This window comes from Serratia sp. Ae19-1 (assembly GCF_059801225.1).
Window position 1 is genome coordinate 304,967 of record NZ_JBCHWD010000006.1, and the last position, 16,612, is coordinate 321,578.

Here is a 16,612-nt window from a genome sequence, read left to right on the forward strand (position 1 = left end):
TTTACAGCATGTAAGTGTGATGTTAATCGTTTGCCTACGTAGATCCTTCTCCAGAGAAGCGAAAACTGAGTTTTTAGTGTGTTGAAGTCTTCAGCGCTTAATCAGGAGGGGCATGGATGCCGGTACGCAGTTGTGAACTGCGAATTTTGTCGCATATTGAGCAAAAGTGGAAGAGGTAATCGATATTATAAACCGGGAAATGATAACAAGATTTTATCGGCGAACTGTGGGAAAATGATTTGACGTACTAATTGTACGCCTTTTATCCTTAGGAAAGCCCATTTTAAAGGAGTTGTCATGGATACCGAATTGAAGATGTCGCTGTTCACCACCGTTTGCGCGCTGGCGGTCATTATCGCTTTCAGCTTCGTTGCCGCGTTGAACTGATTTCCCTCCGGCGCTAAAAAAGGCGCAGCCTGGCTGCGCCTCGTCACATCAGAAACCGGTGCTTACGCCAGGTTTTCCGCTGCGAAGGTCCAGTTGACCAACGCCCAGAAGTTTTCCAGGTATTTTGGACGCGCATTGCGGTAATCGATGTAATACGCGTGTTCCCACACGTCAACGGTCAGCAGCGGTTTGTCTTCACCGGTCAGCGGGGTTGCCGCGTTAGAGGTGTTGACGATCGCCAGCGCGCCGTCCGGTTTTTTCACCAGCCAGGTCCAGCCGGCGCCGAAGTTTTTCACGGCGGCATCGGTGAACTGCTCTTTGAACGCAGCGAAAGAGCCGAAGGACTTGACGATCGCCGCCGCCAGTTCGCCCTGCGGTTCACCGCCGCCCTGTGGCGACAGGCAGTGCCAGTAGAAGGTGTGGTTCCACACCTGCGCCGCGTTGTTGAACACGCCGCCGTTAGAGGTCTTGATGATCTCTTCGAGCGATTTGCCCTCGAACTCGCTGCCTTTCACCAGGTTGTTCAGGTTAACCACGTAGGTGTTGTGGTGTTTGCCGTAGTGGTATTCCAGGGTTTCGGCGGAGATGTGCGGCTCGAGCGCGTTTTTCTCATACGGTAATGCAGGTAATTCAAACGACATTGCTTCCTCCTTTACAGCGCCATGTGCTTCCCGCCGGGGCGAGAGCCGGATGGGCCGTTTTTTATTGTGGTCATTCAATCTTAACAATTTTCATCATAAAAAACAGGAGGAAAAGCGAGAAATGCGCGTGGGGAAGTGCGATGGGCGATAGCTTGAGCAGGCGGTTGCGACCGGGCCGCAACCGCGCAGAGCGGGAAATTAACGAATGGTTTTCGGCGTCACTACGCGGCGTGCGCCGATGTAGTGGTTCTGCCAATAGTCGTTGTCGAGCTGGCTGATGCGGATCTCTTCGCCGGTGCGTGGCGACTGGATGAATTTGCCGTTGCCGAGGTAGACGCCGACGTGGTCCGCCACGCCGCGGTTGTTGATGCGGAAGAACACCAGATCGCCGCTTTCCAGCTCGCTTTTCTTGATAGGCGCCGCGTCACGCAGGTGATACATCTCGTTGGCGGTGCGCGGCATCTTGATTTTCACCACGTCTTTATAGGCGTAATAGATGAGGCCGCTGCAGTCGAAGCCGGTGCGCGGCGAGCTGCCGCCCCAGCGGTAAGGTTTGCCCATCTGGCCCATCAGCTTGGCCATCGCGGTCTGTTTGGCGTGCTGGTAGCGTTTCTTGTGCGCCGGGCTGAGTTTCAACGGCTTTTCTTCACGCGCCAGCTTGGCGGTGGCCATGCCGGCTTCGCGGTGGCGGCCATAGCCTTTTTTGTAGCCCTTTTTCGGCGGGGTGACTTTAATCTTGGCGGTTTTCTGCGCTTTGGCCTTGGGTTTGGCGCTGACGATCTTTTTCGCGCTTTTCTCGCTTTTGGCCTTGGCGGTCTTGGTTTTTTTCTCGGGAGCCGTCACTTTGGCTTTCTTGGCGGCTTTATCCGCTTTCTTTTTTCTGCGGTCATCGGGCCGCGCTTCATTGGCATGGCTTTTACGCTGCTCGGCGGCAATACGCGCCTGTGGCGCAGCGTGCGCCAAATTGAAGAAGAGCTGCGTAAACAGCAGCGCAAAGAGCGTAAGAATTAAACGCATGTCGACGTCACCAACCTTGGCCCCGAAACGGATATCGAAAGAGTTACAGTATTCCCGAATTTCGCCATATAAAACAGCGAAGAACTCAGAAATAATAATCCATATTGTGAGAAAACGTTAATGACATTTTTTTTGGTTTAAAATCAGCCTGTTGGTGTATGAAAAAACGTCAACCCATGGCGGGTGGGATAATTAATCCGCGCCGTCGTCGCGGCGCAATATATTAGTGAAATGGTCGGATTAAAAATGTTATTCTCAGCGTATGTTTTGACCGGAATGACGTGGCCGGTGAAACGCGATCGGCGGCGGGTGAATATCCTTGCAAAAGATGGCGTTTTCTTGCGACTGTTCCAGCCGCTACAATAGAGCGCGTGATGCATGTTGTAGCCATGAAATGTGGCTTGAGGAAGCAATAAATGACGACGACAATTGAAAAAATTCAGCACCAGATCGCTGAAAACCCGATTCTGCTGTACATGAAAGGCTCGCCAAAGCTGCCGAGCTGCGGCTTCTCCGCACAGGCTGTGCAAGCGCTGTCCGCCTGCGGCGAGCGTTTCGCCTACGTGGATATTCTGCAGAACCCGGACATCCGCGCCGAGCTGCCAAAATACGCCAACTGGCCGACTTTCCCGCAGCTGTGGGTTGACGGTGAGCTGGTCGGCGGTTGCGATATCATTATCGAAATGTATCAGCGCGGCGAGCTGCAGCAGCTGATCAAAGAGACGGCTGAAAAGTATAAAGCGCAGGAAGACCAGCAGTCTTAATCGACAAGCTTGCGGTTATCGCGTAACGGGCGGCGCCAGTGCAAACTGGGCCGCCTTTTTCATTGGTTTTATTCGGCGAGATCGGCGGCGGGCAGCGGCCAGCCGCCGAGGCGTTTCCAGCGGTTAACCAGCTCACAAAACAGCAGGGCGGTTTGCTCGGTGTCGTACAGCGCGGAGTGCGCCTGGCTGCTGTCGAACGGCATGCCGGCGGCGATGCAGGCTTTGGCCAGCACCGTTTGGCCCAGCACCAGGCCGCTCAGCGCCGCGGTGTCGAAGGTGGCGAACGGATGGAACGGGTTGCGCTTCAGCCCGGCGCGTTCTGCCGCGGCCATCAGGAAGCTGTGATCGAAGTTGGCGTTGTGCGCGACGATAATGGCCCGATTACAACCGCGATCCTTGAGCCCTTTGCGCACCGCTTTGAAAATGGCGTGCAACGCGTCATATTCGCTGACTGCGCCGCGCAGCGGGTTGTGCGGATCGATGCCGTTAAACGCCAGCGCCTCCGGTTGCAGGTTGGCGCCCTCGAAAGGCTCCACGTGGAAGTGCAGGGTTTCGTCCTGCTGCAGCCAGCCGTCTTCATCCATTTTCAGCGTCACGGCGGCGATCTCCAGCAACGCATCGGTATTGGCGTTGAACCCGGCGGTTTCAACATCTATTACTACGGGATAAAACCCACGAAAACGACCACTCAGGGCGTTAAGATCACTTTTCTCGGCCATCAGTTTCTTATCTTCATCGAATGCAGCGCGCATTATGGCAAATTTTGCGCCCGGTTGCAGGCGCTATCGCGCGGAGAATCAGCAGGGCGCGGGGCGCCCTGAAGGGGAGGCTTAGTGGCCGAGGCCCTGACCGGCGTGTTTGTTTTCGATCAGCTCGATTTTGTAACCGTCCGGATCTTCGACGAAGGCGATCACCGTGGTGCCGCCCTTCACCGGACCGGCTTCGCGGGTGACCTTGCCGCCGGCGCGGCGGATGCTGTCGCAGGTGGCGGCGACGTCGTCCACGCCCAGCGCCAGGTGGCCGAAGGCGGTGCCCATGTCGTAGCTGTCGGTACCCCAGTTATAGGTCAGTTCGATAACCGCGCCTTCGCTCTCTTCCGTATAGCCGACGAAAGCCAGCGAGTATTTGTACTCCGGGTTCTCACTGGTGCGCAGCAGGCGCATGCCTAATACCTTGGTGTAGAAGTCGATGGCGCGTTGCAGGTCACCGACGCGGATCATGGTATGGAGTAAGCGCATAATTCCTCTGAATTAACTGTGCCGTGGCAGACGGCGGGTGGATTGAAGCACAAGCGAGTATAGCCTTGTCCCGCAAGGAAATTCAATGTAACGACTGAGTGACAATGTCACATGTTGTCGTCATGCCGGTGATGCCTAATTATTGATCGAGCGTGCCGATCGATACGAAGTAATTGATCTGCACAATCAATTATCAATCCTGCGTGCAACCGTGTAAAAATTAAACGGCAGTATAAACAACACCAGGGAACAGCGGCCCGCCTTGTGCGGGCCTTTTTGCAAGCGGCGCATAAAAAAACGGCCATGCGTTTGCGTGGCCGTTGGGCGTCAGGACGGGTTACTTCGCCAGAAACGGATAGTCGGTATAGCCTTCGGCACCGCCGCCGTAGAAGCTTTCCGGCTTAGGTTCGTTCAGCGGCGCGTGCTGACGGAAACGCTCGACCAGATCCGGGTTGGCGATATAGCTGCGGCCGAAGGCTACCGCGTCGATGAAACCTTTTTCGATCAGCGCTTCGGCTTTTTCGGCGGTGTAGGCGCCGGCGCCGACGATCACCCCTTTAAAGTGGGCGCGCACCGAGTCGCGGAAGGCGTCGGAATACGGTTTGCCGCCGGCCCAGTCCGGTTCGGAGATGTGCAGGTAGGCGATGTTGCGCTTGTTCAGCTCTTCCACCAGGTACAGCGCCGCTTCCTCCTGATCTTCCCCGTTGTCCAGACCGTTGAACGGCCCCAGCGGCGAGATGCGGATGCCAATATGTTCGGAACCCCATTCGGCGACCGCCGCGTCGACCACTTCCAGCGTCAGGCGGGTGCGATTCTCGATGCTGCCGCCGTATTGATCGGTACGTTGGTTGGAAGCAGGGGACATGAACTGGTGCAGCAGATAGCCATGGGCCGCATGCAGTTCGATGAAGTCGAAGCCGGCCTCGCGCGCGTTGGCGGTCGCCTGACGGAAATCGTTGACGATACCCGGGATCTCGCGGGTTTCCAGCGCACGCGGCGTGGAGGTCGGTACGCGCACCCAGGCGCCGGTTTCATCGCGTACGGTGGTGCGCGATTCGGCGTTGATCGCCGAAGGGGCGACCGGCGCTTGTCCGCCCGGCTGCAGGCTGTCGTGGGAGATGCGCCCTACGTGCCACAGCTGCACGGCGATGTGGCCGTTTTTGTCATGCACCGCCTGCGTGATGTTTTTCCATGCGGCGATCTGTTCCGGAGTGTGCAGGCCCGGTGCACCGGCGTAGCCTTTCGCCTGGAAAGAAACCTGCGTCGCTTCGGTCACGATCAGGCCGGCGCTGGCGCGCTGCGCATAGTATTCCGCCATCAGCGGCGTAGGAATGTCGCCCGGCTCGATGCTGCGCAGACGCGTCAGCGGAGCCATAAACACGCGGTTGGGCAGGGTGACGGCGCCAACTTTCAGCGGAGAGAGCAATTTTTCAGTCTTCATAGTGCATCCTGTATTTAATAGACCGGTCGTCTAGTAATGGGCGATAAAAAAACACGAACTGCATTTTTCAATAAAAATAGATTGTTACCGTTACGGCTGCGGCGAGCGCAGCAGCAACTCGATGCTTTCCAGCGCGCTGGTCAACGGCGCCAGCGAGCGACGGATCTTGGCGCGCAGCGAGGCGCCTAGCCACAGTGAATACAGCGTCTCCGCAGTCGCCGCCGGGCTCATGGCTACCGACAGCGAGCCCTCGGCAATACCGCGCTCAATAGCCGCCTGCAGGTGACCAATCACGCGAGCGGTCCCGATTTCCAGGGCATGACGCATCGGTTCCGACAGATCGCTCACCTCGGCGGAAAGCTTCACCGCCAGGCAGGCGTTGTGGCACTCGCTGCGGCAATGGTAGCTGATGGCCTGGGCGTAATAGCCGAGCAGCTGGTGGCGGGCATCGCCGCGTTCGTCGGCGAACAGCGCCTGCATTTGCGCGTCATAGTGCGTGAAATAGCGTTGTAGCATCGCTTCGCCGAAGGCTTCCTTCGAGCGAAAATAGTGGTAGAACGAGCCTTTCGGCACGCCCGCGGTGGCCAGCAGCTCGCTCAGCCCCATGCCGGTAAAGCCCAGGCGCAGGCTGAGAGTTTCGCCGGTGGCGAGCAGATGTTCACGTGTGTCCACGTTGCAATGCGTTGATTTGGTCATCATGGTGCCGAGCATAATAGACCGATTGGTCTAGGTCAATGGGAATAAAAAAACCGGCGCACAAAACGCCGGTTGTCTGTAAACCATTGTGCCTCAGCGGCACGAGGAAGTTAAGCGCTTACGCCGCGCTGCGGCAACGCTGCAGGATATCCAACCGGGACTGATATTCGCGGGTTTGTACGTTCAACATGCCCAGCAGGGTGTGGAACAGGTTATCCTGCGAAACCTCGTCTTGTTCCGCCAGCGCGTTCAGGCACTGGCGATCGATGCCGAAGTTGCGTTGATAATCGGCGGACATCCACATCAGGAAAGGCACGTGAGTTTGCTGGCTCGGCGCGAAGACATAAGGCGTGCCGTGCAGATACATGCCGTTTTCACCCAGCGATTCGCCATGATCGGACAAGTAAACCAGCGCGGTATTGAACCTATCGTCATACTGCTGCAGCAGCTTGGCGGTGGCATCGAGCATCGCGTCGGTATACAGAATCGAGTTGTCGTAGGTGTTCACCAGCTGTTCATGGCTGCAATCCTGAATCTGATTGCTGTTGCAGGTCGGCGTAAACGTCTGGAACTCTGGCGTGCTGCGACGGTAATAAGCGGGTCCGTGGCTGCCCATCTGATGCAGCACGATCACGCCGTCGTCTTTCAGGCTACTGATGTAGTCGTTCAGCTTGTACAGCAGCGCGTTGTCCATGCACACCTCGCCGTCACAGTCCTGCGGCAGTTTCAGCTTGGTCATGTCGATGTGCGGCACCCGGTCGCAAGCGCCTTTGCAGCCGCCGTCGTTATCGCGCCACAGCACGTTGACGCCGGCGTGCGCCAGCACGTCGAGCATGCCTTCCTGGTGCGCCGCCAGAGTCGCGTCGTACTCTCTGCGCGGCATGTTGGAGAACATGCAGGGCACGGAGATCGCCGTCTCGGTACCGCATGAGCTGGCGTTCTTGAAGTAGACCACGTCGTCCTGCTTCAGGCGCGGGTTGGTTTCGCGCGCGTAGCCGCCGAGGGAGAAGTTTTCGGCGCGGGCGGTTTCGCCTACCACCAGGATCACCAGCGTTTTCTTGGCCTGCCCGGCGATCAGCGGCCCTTTGCGCGCGTCTTCGCCGATTTTGACCAACGGCAGATTGCGGGTGAAGTAACGCTGTTCGGTGAACTTGATAGAGCCGGCGACGAAGTTGGAAGGCGTCAACATTTTCACCACGCTTTTATTGTTGCGGATCAGCGAAGCGTAGTCTTTGTAGAACAGGGCGGCGACGATCAGGATCACCACCAACGACAGCATGACGTTGGCGGCGCGCAGCCCGACCATATACCACCAGGGGCGAGTCTGGCGAATATGGGTGAAGCAGACCGCCAGCGCCGGCAGAATGCCGAGCAGCGCCAGCCACACCCCCATGCGCGGCGTCAGCAGCGCCGTCGCTTCCTGGGTATTGGTTTCGAAGGCGTTTTGCATCATGTTGCCGTCGATCACTACGCCATAGCTGTACATGAAATAGTTGGCTGCGGCGCTGCCGAGCAAGAAAAAGACGATCAGCGGCTTGCGCAGATAGGGCACGGTCAACACGCTGAAGATGATATTCAGCGCACAAAAGATCACCACCGGCATGCTGGCGGCGAAAATCACGCTGTGGACGCTATCGAAGGCGATATACGACCAGGCGCGATGCAGGAATAACGCGTTTTGAAACAGAGTGAAGAACAGGGCGGTGGCGAGGATAAAACCGAGGCTGTTGCACTGTAAGCGTTGACGTAACCACATTGCCAAATCTGGATCCTGAGAGTAGATAATGCCTTGAAATCTACCGGATGAAACTTAAGAAAACCTTAGAAATTCAGAATACTGGCGGCGGTGAACGCGGGGAAAACGCCAGGCCGGGCGGCCTGGCGGCGAGACGGTTTAGTAGGCGGCGGTGAACTGCGCGCGAATAAACTGAGGTTTTTCAATCTCATCAACGATAGCGACCGCCAAATCTTCCACCGAAATGCTGGCCGGTGCTTCGCCGTTCATCAGCAACTGCGTGGTGCCGAGGCGGAACTGACCGGTGCGTTTGCCCGGTTCCAGCAGGGCGGCCGGCGAGAGATAGGTCCAGTCGAGCGCCGATTCGTTGCGCAGTTTGTTGCGCAGATCGCGTACCGCCTGAGCGCCAGGGCGAATCTCTTCCGGGAACTGCGGCGTATCCACCAGTTCAACCCCCGGCGCCACTTCCAGGCTGCCGGCACCGCCGACCACCAGCAGGCGCTTGACGCCGGCCTGTTCGACCGCGGTGAGGATCTGCTGGGCACCGCGGACGGTTTTCTCATACAGGTGGTCTTCGCCCCAGCCGGGGTTGTAGGCGCTGATCACCGCATCCTGACCGCGCAACTGTCCCGCCAGCCAGGCGGTATCGGCAACGTCGCCCAGCGCGACGGTCAGATGGGCGTGCTCCGGCAAATCTTTGTTCTGGCGGGCGATCGCCGTCACCTGAATGCCGCGAGCCAGCGCTTCATCCACCACGCGGCGGCCAACAAAACCGGTTGCTCCAATAATGGCTACTTTCATCTGCATGCTCCTTCGGGGATGGGTCAATATCGTGAGGCAGGCCAGTGTGCCTGCTGCGTGGGTTCTACTCTAGCCCTTAACAATAGCCGTGATTAGTGCCATATTCATGCTTTCTTGATTAAGTAAAACTTCCTAATCGTGGATAAACTCAATCGAATGGCAGTATTCGCCACCGTAGTGGCGGAGGGATCGCTGGCCGGCGCTGCGCGGCGGCTGGGCATGACGCCGTCGGCGGTCAGCCAGCACATGCGCTCGCTGGAGAAGGCGCTTGGGGTGCCGCTGCTGCACCGTTCCACCCGTCGTCTGGCGCTGACCGAGGCGGGGGCGGCGTTTTACCCCGGCTGCGAGGCGATGTTGCAACAGGCGCAGCAGGCGGAGCAGCGGTTGGCCGAGCTGCGGGATACGCTGGTGGGCGAGCTGCGCATCGCCACCCCGGTCGGCATCGGCGGCCGCTCGCTGGCGGAGGCGTTGTCGCCGCTGTTGCAGGCGCATCCCAAGCTGACGCTACGGGTGCTTGCGGACGATCGCATCGTCGATATGATAGAACAGCGGGTCGACATTGCGCTGCGAGCCAATCGTCAACTGGCGGACGCCAATATGATCGCCCACCCGCTGACGGAATGGCCGATGGTGCTGTGCGCCGCGCCCCGTTATCTCAGCCAGCATGGGGTGCCGGAAAGGCCGCAGGATTTGGTGCTGCACCGCTGGATCTCCAGCGGCTACAGCGGGGCGCACCTGGACTTGCTGCATCAGTCCGGGCAGCAGGTCAAGCTGCGGCTGGCAGAAGGGCAGATCGTCAGCGAGAGCATGAACGTGATGCGTGCCTTTACCCGCGCCGGGCTGGGGATTTCCGTTCAGCCGCTGTATGAAATCGGCGACGAGTTGCAGCGCGGCGAGCTGCTGTTGCTGCTGCCGGAATGGCGGCCTGCGCCGCTCCGCTTGCACGCGCTGACCCTCGAGCGCACCATGCCGGAGAAAAGTCGCCAGGCGCTGCGCTATTTGCGCGACTATTTTCGCCGCAATGGCGAAAAGGGACTTGCCAGCGGCGGCGATGGCGTCTTCAATTAGCAAGAGAATGCAGGAGGCCCCGTGGCGCAGCAGCTTGAATTTTTCGACATCCCCAGCCCGTGTCGCGGCATTTGCCAGGCCGACGATCGCGGTTTCTGCCGTGGCTGCCTGCGCAGCCGCGAGGAGCGCTTCGGCTGGATGAGCATGAGCGACGCGCAAAAGCGCGAGGTGCTGCGCCTGTGCCGTCAACGCTTCCTGCGCCTGCAGCGCGCCAATAAAGCCCCCGACGAGCCGTTGCCGGAACAGCCTTCGTTGTTTTAACCTTTCCTGATCTGCCGCACGTTCGCGCGGCTTAGCGCTTCCCTGCGCCTCACCGGCTTGTGTATGCTGGCTGACAACTAATGTCATGAGGTTTTCGCAATGGTAGAACGTATTCGTCTCGCGCCGCAGGGGCCTGAGTTTTCCCGCATGATTTGCGGTTACTGGCGGTTGATGGAGTGGGGCATGTCGCCGCAGCAGCTGCTGACGTTTATCGAACAGCATGTCGAGTTGGGCGTCACCACCGCCGATCACGCGGATATCTACGGCGGTTATGCCTGCGAACAGGCGTTCGGCAACGCGCTGCGCCTGAAGCCGGCGCTGCGCCAGTCGCTGGAGCTGGTGACCAAGTGCGGCATCGCCACCACCGCCAGGCCCGGCAACCCGATCGGCCACTACATCACCGACCGCGATCATATCGTACAGAGCGCGGAACAGTCGCTGCGCCATCTGCATACCGACTACCTCGATCTGCTGCTGATCCACCGCCCGGACCCGTTGATGGATGCCGACGACGTGGCCGAAGCCTTTGTCGCGCTGCACAAAAGCGGCAAGGTGCGCCATTTCGGCGTCTCCAATTTTACCCCCGCGCAGTTCCAACTGCTGCAGTCGCGCCTGCCGTTCACGCTGGCCACTAATCAGGTGGAAATTTCGCCGATTCATCAACCGGCCATTCTCGACGGCACGCTCGACCAGTGCCAACAGCTGCGCATCAAACCGATGGCCTGGTCTTGTCTGGGCGGCGGGCGCTTGTTCAACGACGCCGAGTTCCAGCCATTGCGCGATGAGCTGCAGCGGGTGGCGCAAGAGATTGGCGCCGAGACCATCGAGCAGGTGGTGTACGCCTGGGTGATGCGCCTGCCGTCGTCACCGTTGCCGATTATCGGCTCCGGCAAGATTGAGCGGGTGCGTTCGGCGCTGAAGGCGCAGAAATTGGTGTTGAACCGCCAGCAGTGGTTCCGCATTCGCAAGGCGGCGCTGGGGTATGACGTGCCTTAAGGCGGAGCGGCAAGAGCAAAGCCGGGCGGCGCAAGCGCCCGGCTTTTTTTACGTCGGTCCTTAGGCCAACACCACCTGATCGGTGTTGAAGTGATCGAGCGAGACGCCGATCAGCGTTACCTGGCTGTTGCCGAAGGCCAGCACCAGATCGTCGTTTTGCTGCGTGGCGTAGTCGCGGATATTGCCGCTGGCGCCTTCGGTGCCGATAAACACCAGTTTATCGGTGGCGTTGAAGCCATACAGCTGGTCGTGGCCGAAATCGCCGCTGAACAGGAAGGTATTGCCGTTGCCGACGCCCTTCAGGATGTCATCGCCGCTGCCGCCGACGAAGGTCAGGTTGCCGCCGGCGTGGCCGATGAGCGTGTCGTTGCCGGCGTTGCCGAACAGCCAGGCGTCGTGGCTGCGAGCCTGCAGGACGTCATCGCCGTCGCCGCCGGTGGTGGCGGCCGCATAGGCTTTGAGGCCCGAATCCGATTTCAATCCGGCGGCGGTCACCTGATGATCCACCTCTTTGCTGAAAATCAGCCAGGAGGTTTCTTTACTGCGCAAGGTGCTGATGTCGTCCGCCAATGTAATGCCGCCCTTGGCGTCGCGCAGGTAAAGCGTATTGCCGTCGTAGGCGACCTCGGTGTTTTTCAACGCCTGCTGGGTATCGAAGATATTGTGACCTTTGCCGCCGGCGATCAGGTTATAGCCGCCGGCGTCGCGGAAGATATCGTCGCCGTCGCGGCCCTCGAGATAGTCGTTGCCTTTGCCGCCCTTGATCAGGTCATTGCCGTCGCTGCCGATGATAAACGTCGGCCCGCTGTGGGTTTCCGCGTTGCGGTTCAGATCTTCCACCCAGGTATTGCCGCGCGTGATGTTCGACAGGTTGGAGACGATGATGGTCGAGTCTTTGTCGGTCAGCGAATAAAACTCGGAGTTCAGCACCCGCATCAGACCATCCTGATAGAAAAACGGCAGGTGGGACAGCCAGGTCGGAATGTTGAGGATGGAGAACGGCAGCAGGTTCCAGGCGTCCGACGCGTAGTGGTCGTTGAAATTGACGATATTGTTGGTGGCGGAGGTATGCGGCGCATCGTGGACGCCCAGTGACGGCAGGGTCAGCGAAGTGCCGTCGAGCGCACGGAACACCGGATCGTTCTCATAGCCGATATTGATCACCTTGCCACCGGCTTCGTACTGGGTCGGCGAGGCGAAGGCGACATAGTTGGACTGCGCGTAGAAACCGCCCCAGTTGGCGTCGCTCTGCGCCGCCATGCTGTTGACCGCCAGTCCGCCGAGGCTATGGCCGCTGACCACCACGTCCTCGCCGCTCAGCCCGTGCGCCTGCGCGAATTTCGCCACGTCGCCCAGCAGTTGGCCGAAGGCCTTCAGCGTGTAGCCGTCGGCGTAGCCTTTCGGCCCGAACCCGGCCAACAGATCGTTAATCACATCGCCGATGGTATCGCCGATCAGCGACTCGCGCGGGCCGCTGGTACCGCGAAATGAGATGCCAATGGCGGTGAGATTGCCTTCGCTGTCATATTTTCCCAGCACTTCGGCCTGCGCGGTGGTGTAACCGGCGGTTTCGCCGTAGTAGGTGCCGCGCGCATCGGTTTTACCGGCGTAGCCCAGCTGCGCGGCGCTGATGACTGACCAGCCGGCATTGTTCACCGCCTCCTGCGCGGCCTGTTCGGAGTCGGGGTTCCAGGGAAGGCCGGGCAGACCGCCCTGTGATTGGGTGCTGCCGATGAGCGCGGTGATCAGCGTCAGCGGCAGGCCCAACCCGAAACCGGTTTGGTGGTAGCCTTCATCGAAGCCGTTATCGATATTGTGGTAAGCGTAGGTAGAGATGGCCAAGGCGTCGGAGAACAGCGCCTTCGACGCGTTTTCGTCAAGATCCTTATAGCTAAAGATGCCCATATCAGTTCCTTATGAAGTATGCCGCCTGGCCTGGATGTGAACTCTCATGCGCTGGCGGTAGAAACAGGGAAACAACGTTAGCCGAACGACAGCTGGTCAGAGGACCAACATCGGTAAAATGATTATTAGCGCTAAATATTAGGCCTGCGAATCAAATTGGCGAGATTGTGCGTTGGTTAACAGTGCCGGCACTGGCTCTCCTATACTGATAACTCGATATAGTCATTAAGGAGACTGATTGATGAAACGTTATTGGTATGCGGCGTTTGGCCTGATGGCCTGTGGGGCCGCTCAGGCGGCAACGGTCGACGTTGAGATGAATTTGGTGACCGGGCAGGGCATCGGTCAGGATATCGGCAAAGTGGTCATCAGCGAAACGCCGTACGGCTTGCTGTTCACGCCGGATTTGAAAGCGTTGCCGGCCGGGGTGCACGGTTTCCACGTGCATGAGAAAGGCAGCTGCGAACCGGGCATGAAGGACGGCAAGGCGGTGGCTGCGCTGGCGGCCGGCGGCCATTTCGATCCGCAAAAGACCGGCAAACATCTCGGGCCGTATGCCGACGGGCACCTGGGTGACCTGCCGGCCATCTATGTGACCGCCGACGGCATGGCTACCTATCCGGTGCTGGCGCCGCGGCTGAAGAAAATCAGCGAAATTGAAGGCAAAGCGCTGATGGTGCACGCCGGCGGCGATAATCATTCGGATCATCCACTGCCGCTCGGCGGCGGCGGTGAACGTTTCGCCTGCGGCGTGATTAAGTGATCATCCGCCGCTAACGGCCGGGGTAGCGGCGGGCTGGCCGGTAGCCAGCTGCAGCTGCTGCAGCGAGCAGTAGAGCCGCCAAATCAGGCCGGCCAGATCGCGCGCCGCCTGTTCCGGGTGGTGCGCCAGCGCGTTGCTGATGCGCAGCAGCTCCTGCAGCGTGGCGTCGAGCGAGCTGTGCTGCACGCCTTTCTCCGTCATGATGCCGCGCAGGTGGTGAATGCAGACGTTGCGCACCGCCGACAGCGGATCGGAACGGGTTTGCCAGTCGCGCAGTTGCCAGACGATATGGCTGCAGTTGAGCAGCACCACGCCCCAGCGCAACAGCCAGGTGCGCGCCTCTTGATCCTGACTTTGGTTAAGCTGGCTGATGCGGTGGTAGATCAGCGATTCGAACTGGCTTTCGCTCTGCTGCGGCCGTTTGCTCAACTGATCGATAAAATCGCGCCGCAGCGCGCGGATAATGCGGCGGCTTTTGCGTTTGTCCGAACTGGGGCGCAGGATTTGAAACGCCAGCCCGGCCAGCAGCACGCCGACGACTTTAGCGATATTGTCGTTGATAAAGGACTGGTAGTCATAACTCGGCGGATTGCTGACGGTCAGGAACGAGCCCATAAAGACGATCAGCTGCCCCCAGAGCGCGGCATAAGGCGGATGCTGCAGCTTGAGCATCTGCATGGTCACCAGGATCGGGAACAGGAAGGCGCAGAACACCCAAAAATCGTCGATCTGGATCATCAAACCGAATTTCACCACGAAACAGGCGACCGAGAGCAGCAACACCGCCTTGAGCAAGGTGCTGATGCTGTTGATCGGTGAAGGCGTCGAAGAGTAAAGCACGCAGCTGATGGAGGTGAGCGTCAGCGCCGCGCTGCCTGCGTCCCACTGCGTGTTGATCCAGTAGGCACAGCCGATCACGATGCATAAAAAGGTGCGCAGGCCGTTGTAAGCGGCCTCATAACTGTCGGTGTGGCGCGCCAGCGAAGTGACGCGCGGCGGCTGGAGTTCGCTGACCGCCGTGGCGTTCTCCAGCCGCTGCAGCCAACGGTTGCAGCGCAGGTAAAGCCAGCAGAAATGTCGCAGGCGCAGCCAGAAGGCGCGATGGCGATAGTCCGTCGGATCTTGCGGGGCGATTTGCTGGAGCAGGCGCGCCAAACGGTATTTGTCGGTGGCGGGATCGCGCAGTTCGTCCAGCAGCTGCGTCAGCACCGGCATCAGGTTGGCGGGGCGATCCGGCCAGTTCAGCAGCATGCGGCGCAGGCTGGAAATGACGCTGGTAATGCGCAGCTGCTGGTGCAACAGATAATTGAGCAGATTGTTTTGCCGCCGCAGCCGGTAGTGGCTCCAAAACGCCTGAATACGCAGCAGGTTCATGGTCAGGATCTGGCCGATGACCCCCTCGTGCGAGGTGCGCATCTGCGCGGTGACCTCCGGCTGCCACAGCATGGCGGCGTGCTCCAGCAGGCGCAGCTGCATGCGCCGCAGCGAGGTCAGCAAGGCTTCGCCGTCGGAGGTGCTGGGCAGGATCATCATCATCAACCCGCCGCACAGAATGCCGGTGATCACTTCACAAACCCGCGCCTGGGCAATATCGAAGATCTGCTGGGTATCGGTGACGTTGACCGTACCGAAGGCGATGATGGCGGCGGTATACCCCGCCAGCGCGAAGGCATACGAGACGTTGTTCTGGTAATGGTTGGAGATATAGGTGCACAGCCCGATCCAGGCGGCGATGAACAGCGTGAACAGCCAGGGATCGTTCAGACAGTGGCCGGCGATCGCCACCGACGCAGCGGCGCCCAGCAGGCTGCCGAAGATGCGGCCGATGCTTTTGCTGATCACGCCGCCGATGGTGGGGAAGCTGACCACCGCGGCAGAGGTCAGCGCCCAATAGGGTTCGTCGAGCTCGAGCACGAACGCTACCCACAGCGCCAGACACATCGCCAGCGAATTGCGCAGCGCGTAGCGCCATTGGCCGCCGGTCGCCTTACCCCAGGGGGTGCGGCTCCACTCCAGAAAAGGCAGGTTCACACTTTAGTTCCGCTGATGAATCGAAATGGTGCAGGTGGTGCCGGCGACCAGCGTCAAATCGGCGGGCACATTGAGCAATTTTATCCGTACCGGCACGCGCTGGGCCAAACGTACCCAGGGAACATTAGGCTTAACGTCCATTAATAGATCGTTGCTGCTGTCAACGCTCTGATCGTAAATGGCGCGGCCGATGCTTTCTACTTCCCCCTGCAGCGGCGTGTTGCCGTTATATAAAACGATGTCCGCTTTATTGCCTTCTTTTATATGCTTCAGCTTGGTTTCTTCGAAATAACCGAGTACATAAAACGAGTGCACATCCACCAGCGCCACCAAGGGCGTGCCGGCGTTGGCGTAGTTTCCGACTCGCGCCTGCAGGTTGGTGATATAACCGTCCGTCGGGGCGTAAATTTTGGTTTTGCTCAAATTCCATTTGGCCTGCTCCAGGTTGGCCTGAGCGGCTTTATAGGCGGCCTTCATTGCCTGAGCGGCTAAATTGGACTCGTCCAAATCTTCAGCGGAAATAACGTTGCGCGGCAAACCGCGGCGGCGGGCGGCCTCGTGGTCCGCCTTGGCCAGATCGGATTGCGCTTTTGCCACAGCGGCCTCGGCATTGTCCAGCGCGATCTGGTAGGGCACCGGGTCGAGGGTAAAAATCAGACTTCCCGCAGGTACGAACTGATTGTCATTCGCGCTTATTTTCTCTAATCTTCCAGAGACTTCAGGGGTGATATTGACGAGTTCGGCGCGCACTTTTCCATCACGGGTCCATGGCGATTGCATATAATAATTCCAGAGCCACCAACCGGCACAGACGGCAATGGCGCAGACGATCACCGTAGAAAAGTATTTTAATGTTTTATGCTGCATG

General features: G+C 59.1%; 17 protein-coding genes. 6 read left to right on the top strand and 11 right to left on the bottom strand.

The features are described 5' to 3' along the window. Positions 1–297: 297 nt before the first annotated feature. Positions 298–387 (top strand): cytochrome bd-I oxidase subunit CydH, encoded by a 90-nt coding sequence (cydH, locus tag AAIE04_RS18790; RefSeq protein ID WP_019455989.1) that lies wholly within the window; start codon positions 298–300, stop codon positions 385–387. A gap of 62 nt (positions 388–449) precedes the next feature. On the opposite strand, the gene sodB is transcribed toward cydH, so the two are convergent. Next, positions 450–1,028, bottom strand: a complete 579-nt coding sequence (gene sodB, locus AAIE04_RS18795) for a superoxide dismutase [Fe] (protein ID WP_004931333.1) — start codon at positions 1,026–1,028, stop codon at positions 450–452. A 198-nt stretch (positions 1,029–1,226) separates the two neighbouring features. Then, positions 1,227–2,045 (bottom strand): C40 family peptidase, encoded by an 819-nt coding sequence (locus AAIE04_RS18800; protein WP_019455988.1) that lies wholly within the window; start codon positions 2,043–2,045, stop codon positions 1,227–1,229. A gap of 416 nt (positions 2,046–2,461) precedes the next feature. On the opposite strand from AAIE04_RS18800, the gene AAIE04_RS18805 reads away from it, so the two are divergent. Beyond that, on the top strand, positions 2,462–2,809 hold the full coding sequence (locus AAIE04_RS18805) for a Grx4 family monothiol glutaredoxin (protein ID WP_019455987.1): 348 nt from the start codon (positions 2,462–2,464) through the stop codon (positions 2,807–2,809). A 68-nt stretch (positions 2,810–2,877) separates the two neighbouring features. On the opposite strand, the gene rnt is transcribed toward AAIE04_RS18805, so the two are convergent. The 6 genes from rnt to AAIE04_RS18835 all read right to left on the bottom strand — a co-directional run bounded on the left by rnt (position 2,878) and on the right by AAIE04_RS18835 (position 8,720). Next, positions 2,878–3,561, bottom strand: a complete 684-nt coding sequence (gene rnt / locus AAIE04_RS18810; protein ID WP_019455986.1) for a ribonuclease T — start codon at positions 3,559–3,561, stop codon at positions 2,878–2,880. A 78-nt stretch (positions 3,562–3,639) separates the two neighbouring features. Then, positions 3,640–4,047: a lactoylglutathione lyase gene (gloA, locus tag AAIE04_RS18815; RefSeq protein WP_004931325.1), complete on the bottom strand. Its 408-nt coding sequence runs from the start codon at positions 4,045–4,047 to the stop codon at positions 3,640–3,642. 337 nt (positions 4,048–4,384) lie between these two features. Next, the gene (locus tag AAIE04_RS18820; protein WP_019455985.1) at positions 4,385–5,488 is read right to left on the bottom strand and encodes an alkene reductase; all 1,104 of its coding nucleotides are present in this window, start codon (positions 5,486–5,488) and stop codon (positions 4,385–4,387) included. 90 nt (positions 5,489–5,578) lie between these two features. Next, positions 5,579–6,199 carry a TetR/AcrR family transcriptional regulator gene (locus AAIE04_RS18825; protein WP_019455984.1) on the bottom strand — a complete coding sequence of 207 codons (621 nt, stop codon included), beginning with the start codon at positions 6,197–6,199 and terminating at the stop codon, positions 5,579–5,581. A gap of 103 nt (positions 6,200–6,302) precedes the next feature. Next, positions 6,303–7,940, bottom strand: a complete 1,638-nt coding sequence (gene eptA, locus AAIE04_RS18830; RefSeq protein ID WP_498577512.1) for a phosphoethanolamine transferase EptA — start codon at positions 7,938–7,940, stop codon at positions 6,303–6,305. Between the two features lie 138 nt (positions 7,941–8,078). Then, entirely contained in the window at positions 8,079–8,720 is a 642-nt protein-coding gene (locus AAIE04_RS18835) for an NAD(P)-dependent oxidoreductase (protein ID WP_019455982.1), read from the bottom strand. Between the two features lie 138 nt (positions 8,721–8,858). On the opposite strand from AAIE04_RS18835, the gene AAIE04_RS18840 reads away from it, so the two are divergent. The 3 genes from AAIE04_RS18840 to AAIE04_RS18850 all read left to right on the top strand — a co-directional run bounded on the left by AAIE04_RS18840 (position 8,859) and on the right by AAIE04_RS18850 (position 11,045). Continuing rightward, complete coding sequence (locus tag AAIE04_RS18840; RefSeq protein ID WP_498577513.1) at positions 8,859–9,788, top strand: LysR substrate-binding domain-containing protein; 930 nt, start codon at positions 8,859–8,861, stop codon at positions 9,786–9,788. Between the two features lie 21 nt (positions 9,789–9,809). Further along, positions 9,810–10,049 carry a DUF1289 domain-containing protein gene (locus AAIE04_RS18845; protein ID WP_019455980.1) on the top strand — a complete coding sequence of 80 codons (240 nt, stop codon included), beginning with the start codon at positions 9,810–9,812 and terminating at the stop codon, positions 10,047–10,049. 99 nt (positions 10,050–10,148) lie between these two features. Then, entirely contained in the window at positions 10,149–11,045 is an 897-nt protein-coding gene (locus tag AAIE04_RS18850; protein ID WP_498577514.1) for an aldo/keto reductase, read from the top strand. A gap of 60 nt (positions 11,046–11,105) precedes the next feature. On the opposite strand, the gene AAIE04_RS18855 is transcribed toward AAIE04_RS18850, so the two are convergent. Then, on the bottom strand, positions 11,106–12,950 hold the full coding sequence (locus tag AAIE04_RS18855) for a polyurethane esterase (protein ID WP_498577515.1): 1,845 nt from the start codon (positions 12,948–12,950) through the stop codon (positions 11,106–11,108). A gap of 241 nt (positions 12,951–13,191) precedes the next feature. On the opposite strand from AAIE04_RS18855, the gene sodC reads away from it, so the two are divergent. After that, positions 13,192–13,713 (top strand): superoxide dismutase family protein, encoded by a 522-nt coding sequence (gene sodC, locus AAIE04_RS18860; RefSeq protein WP_019455977.1) that lies wholly within the window; start codon positions 13,192–13,194, stop codon positions 13,711–13,713. Here the strand turns inward: sodC and AAIE04_RS18865 are convergent, their stop codons facing one another. Together AAIE04_RS18865 and AAIE04_RS18870 are read right to left on the bottom strand one after the other, a co-directional pair. Beyond that, entirely contained in the window at positions 13,714–15,744 is a 2,031-nt protein-coding gene (locus tag AAIE04_RS18865; RefSeq protein WP_498577516.1) for an FUSC family protein, read from the bottom strand. It lies immediately after the preceding gene. A 3-nt stretch (positions 15,745–15,747) separates the two neighbouring features. Further along, a complete protein-coding gene (locus AAIE04_RS18870) occupies positions 15,748–16,611 on the bottom strand; it encodes an efflux RND transporter periplasmic adaptor subunit (RefSeq protein ID WP_025159707.1) in 864 nt (287 codons plus the stop codon). Position 16,612 lies beyond the last annotated feature (1 nt).

Bases quoted from the DNA above. Each gene is read 5' to 3' on its own strand.
- eptA (WP_498577512.1), bottom strand. From the start codon at position 7,940: ATGTGGTTACGTCAACGCTTACAGTGCAACAGCCTCGGTTTTATCCTC.
- AAIE04_RS18835 (WP_019455982.1), bottom strand. From the start codon at position 8,720: ATGAAAGTAGCCATTATTGGAGCAACCGGTTTTGTTGGCCGCCGCGTG.
- AAIE04_RS18800 (WP_019455988.1), bottom strand. From the start codon at position 2,045: ATGCGTTTAATTCTTACGCTCTTTGCGCTGCTGTTTACGCAGCTCTTC.
- cydH (WP_019455989.1), top strand. From the start codon at position 298: ATGGATACCGAATTGAAGATGTCGCTGTTCACCACCGTTTGCGCGCTG.
- AAIE04_RS18855 (WP_498577515.1), bottom strand. From the start codon at position 12,950: ATGGGCATCTTTAGCTATAAGGATCTTGACGAAAACGCGTCGAAGGCG.
- rnt (WP_019455986.1), bottom strand. From the start codon at position 3,561: ATGCGCGCTGCATTCGATGAAGATAAGAAACTGATGGCCGAGAAAAGT.
- gloA (WP_004931325.1), bottom strand. From the start codon at position 4,047: ATGCGCTTACTCCATACCATGATCCGCGTCGGTGACCTGCAACGCGCC.
- AAIE04_RS18820 (WP_019455985.1), bottom strand. From the start codon at position 5,488: ATGAAGACTGAAAAATTGCTCTCTCCGCTGAAAGTTGGCGCCGTCACC.
- sodB (WP_004931333.1), bottom strand. From the start codon at position 1,028: ATGTCGTTTGAATTACCTGCATTACCGTATGAGAAAAACGCGCTCGAG.
- AAIE04_RS18825 (WP_019455984.1), bottom strand. From the start codon at position 6,199: ATGCTCGGCACCATGATGACCAAATCAACGCATTGCAACGTGGACACA.
- AAIE04_RS18805 (WP_019455987.1), top strand. From the start codon at position 2,462: ATGACGACGACAATTGAAAAAATTCAGCACCAGATCGCTGAAAACCCG.
- sodC (WP_019455977.1), top strand. From the start codon at position 13,192: ATGAAACGTTATTGGTATGCGGCGTTTGGCCTGATGGCCTGTGGGGCC.
- AAIE04_RS18850 (WP_498577514.1), top strand. From the start codon at position 10,149: ATGGTAGAACGTATTCGTCTCGCGCCGCAGGGGCCTGAGTTTTCCCGC.
- AAIE04_RS18870 (WP_025159707.1), bottom strand. From the start codon at position 16,611: ATGCAGCATAAAACATTAAAATACTTTTCTACGGTGATCGTCTGCGCC.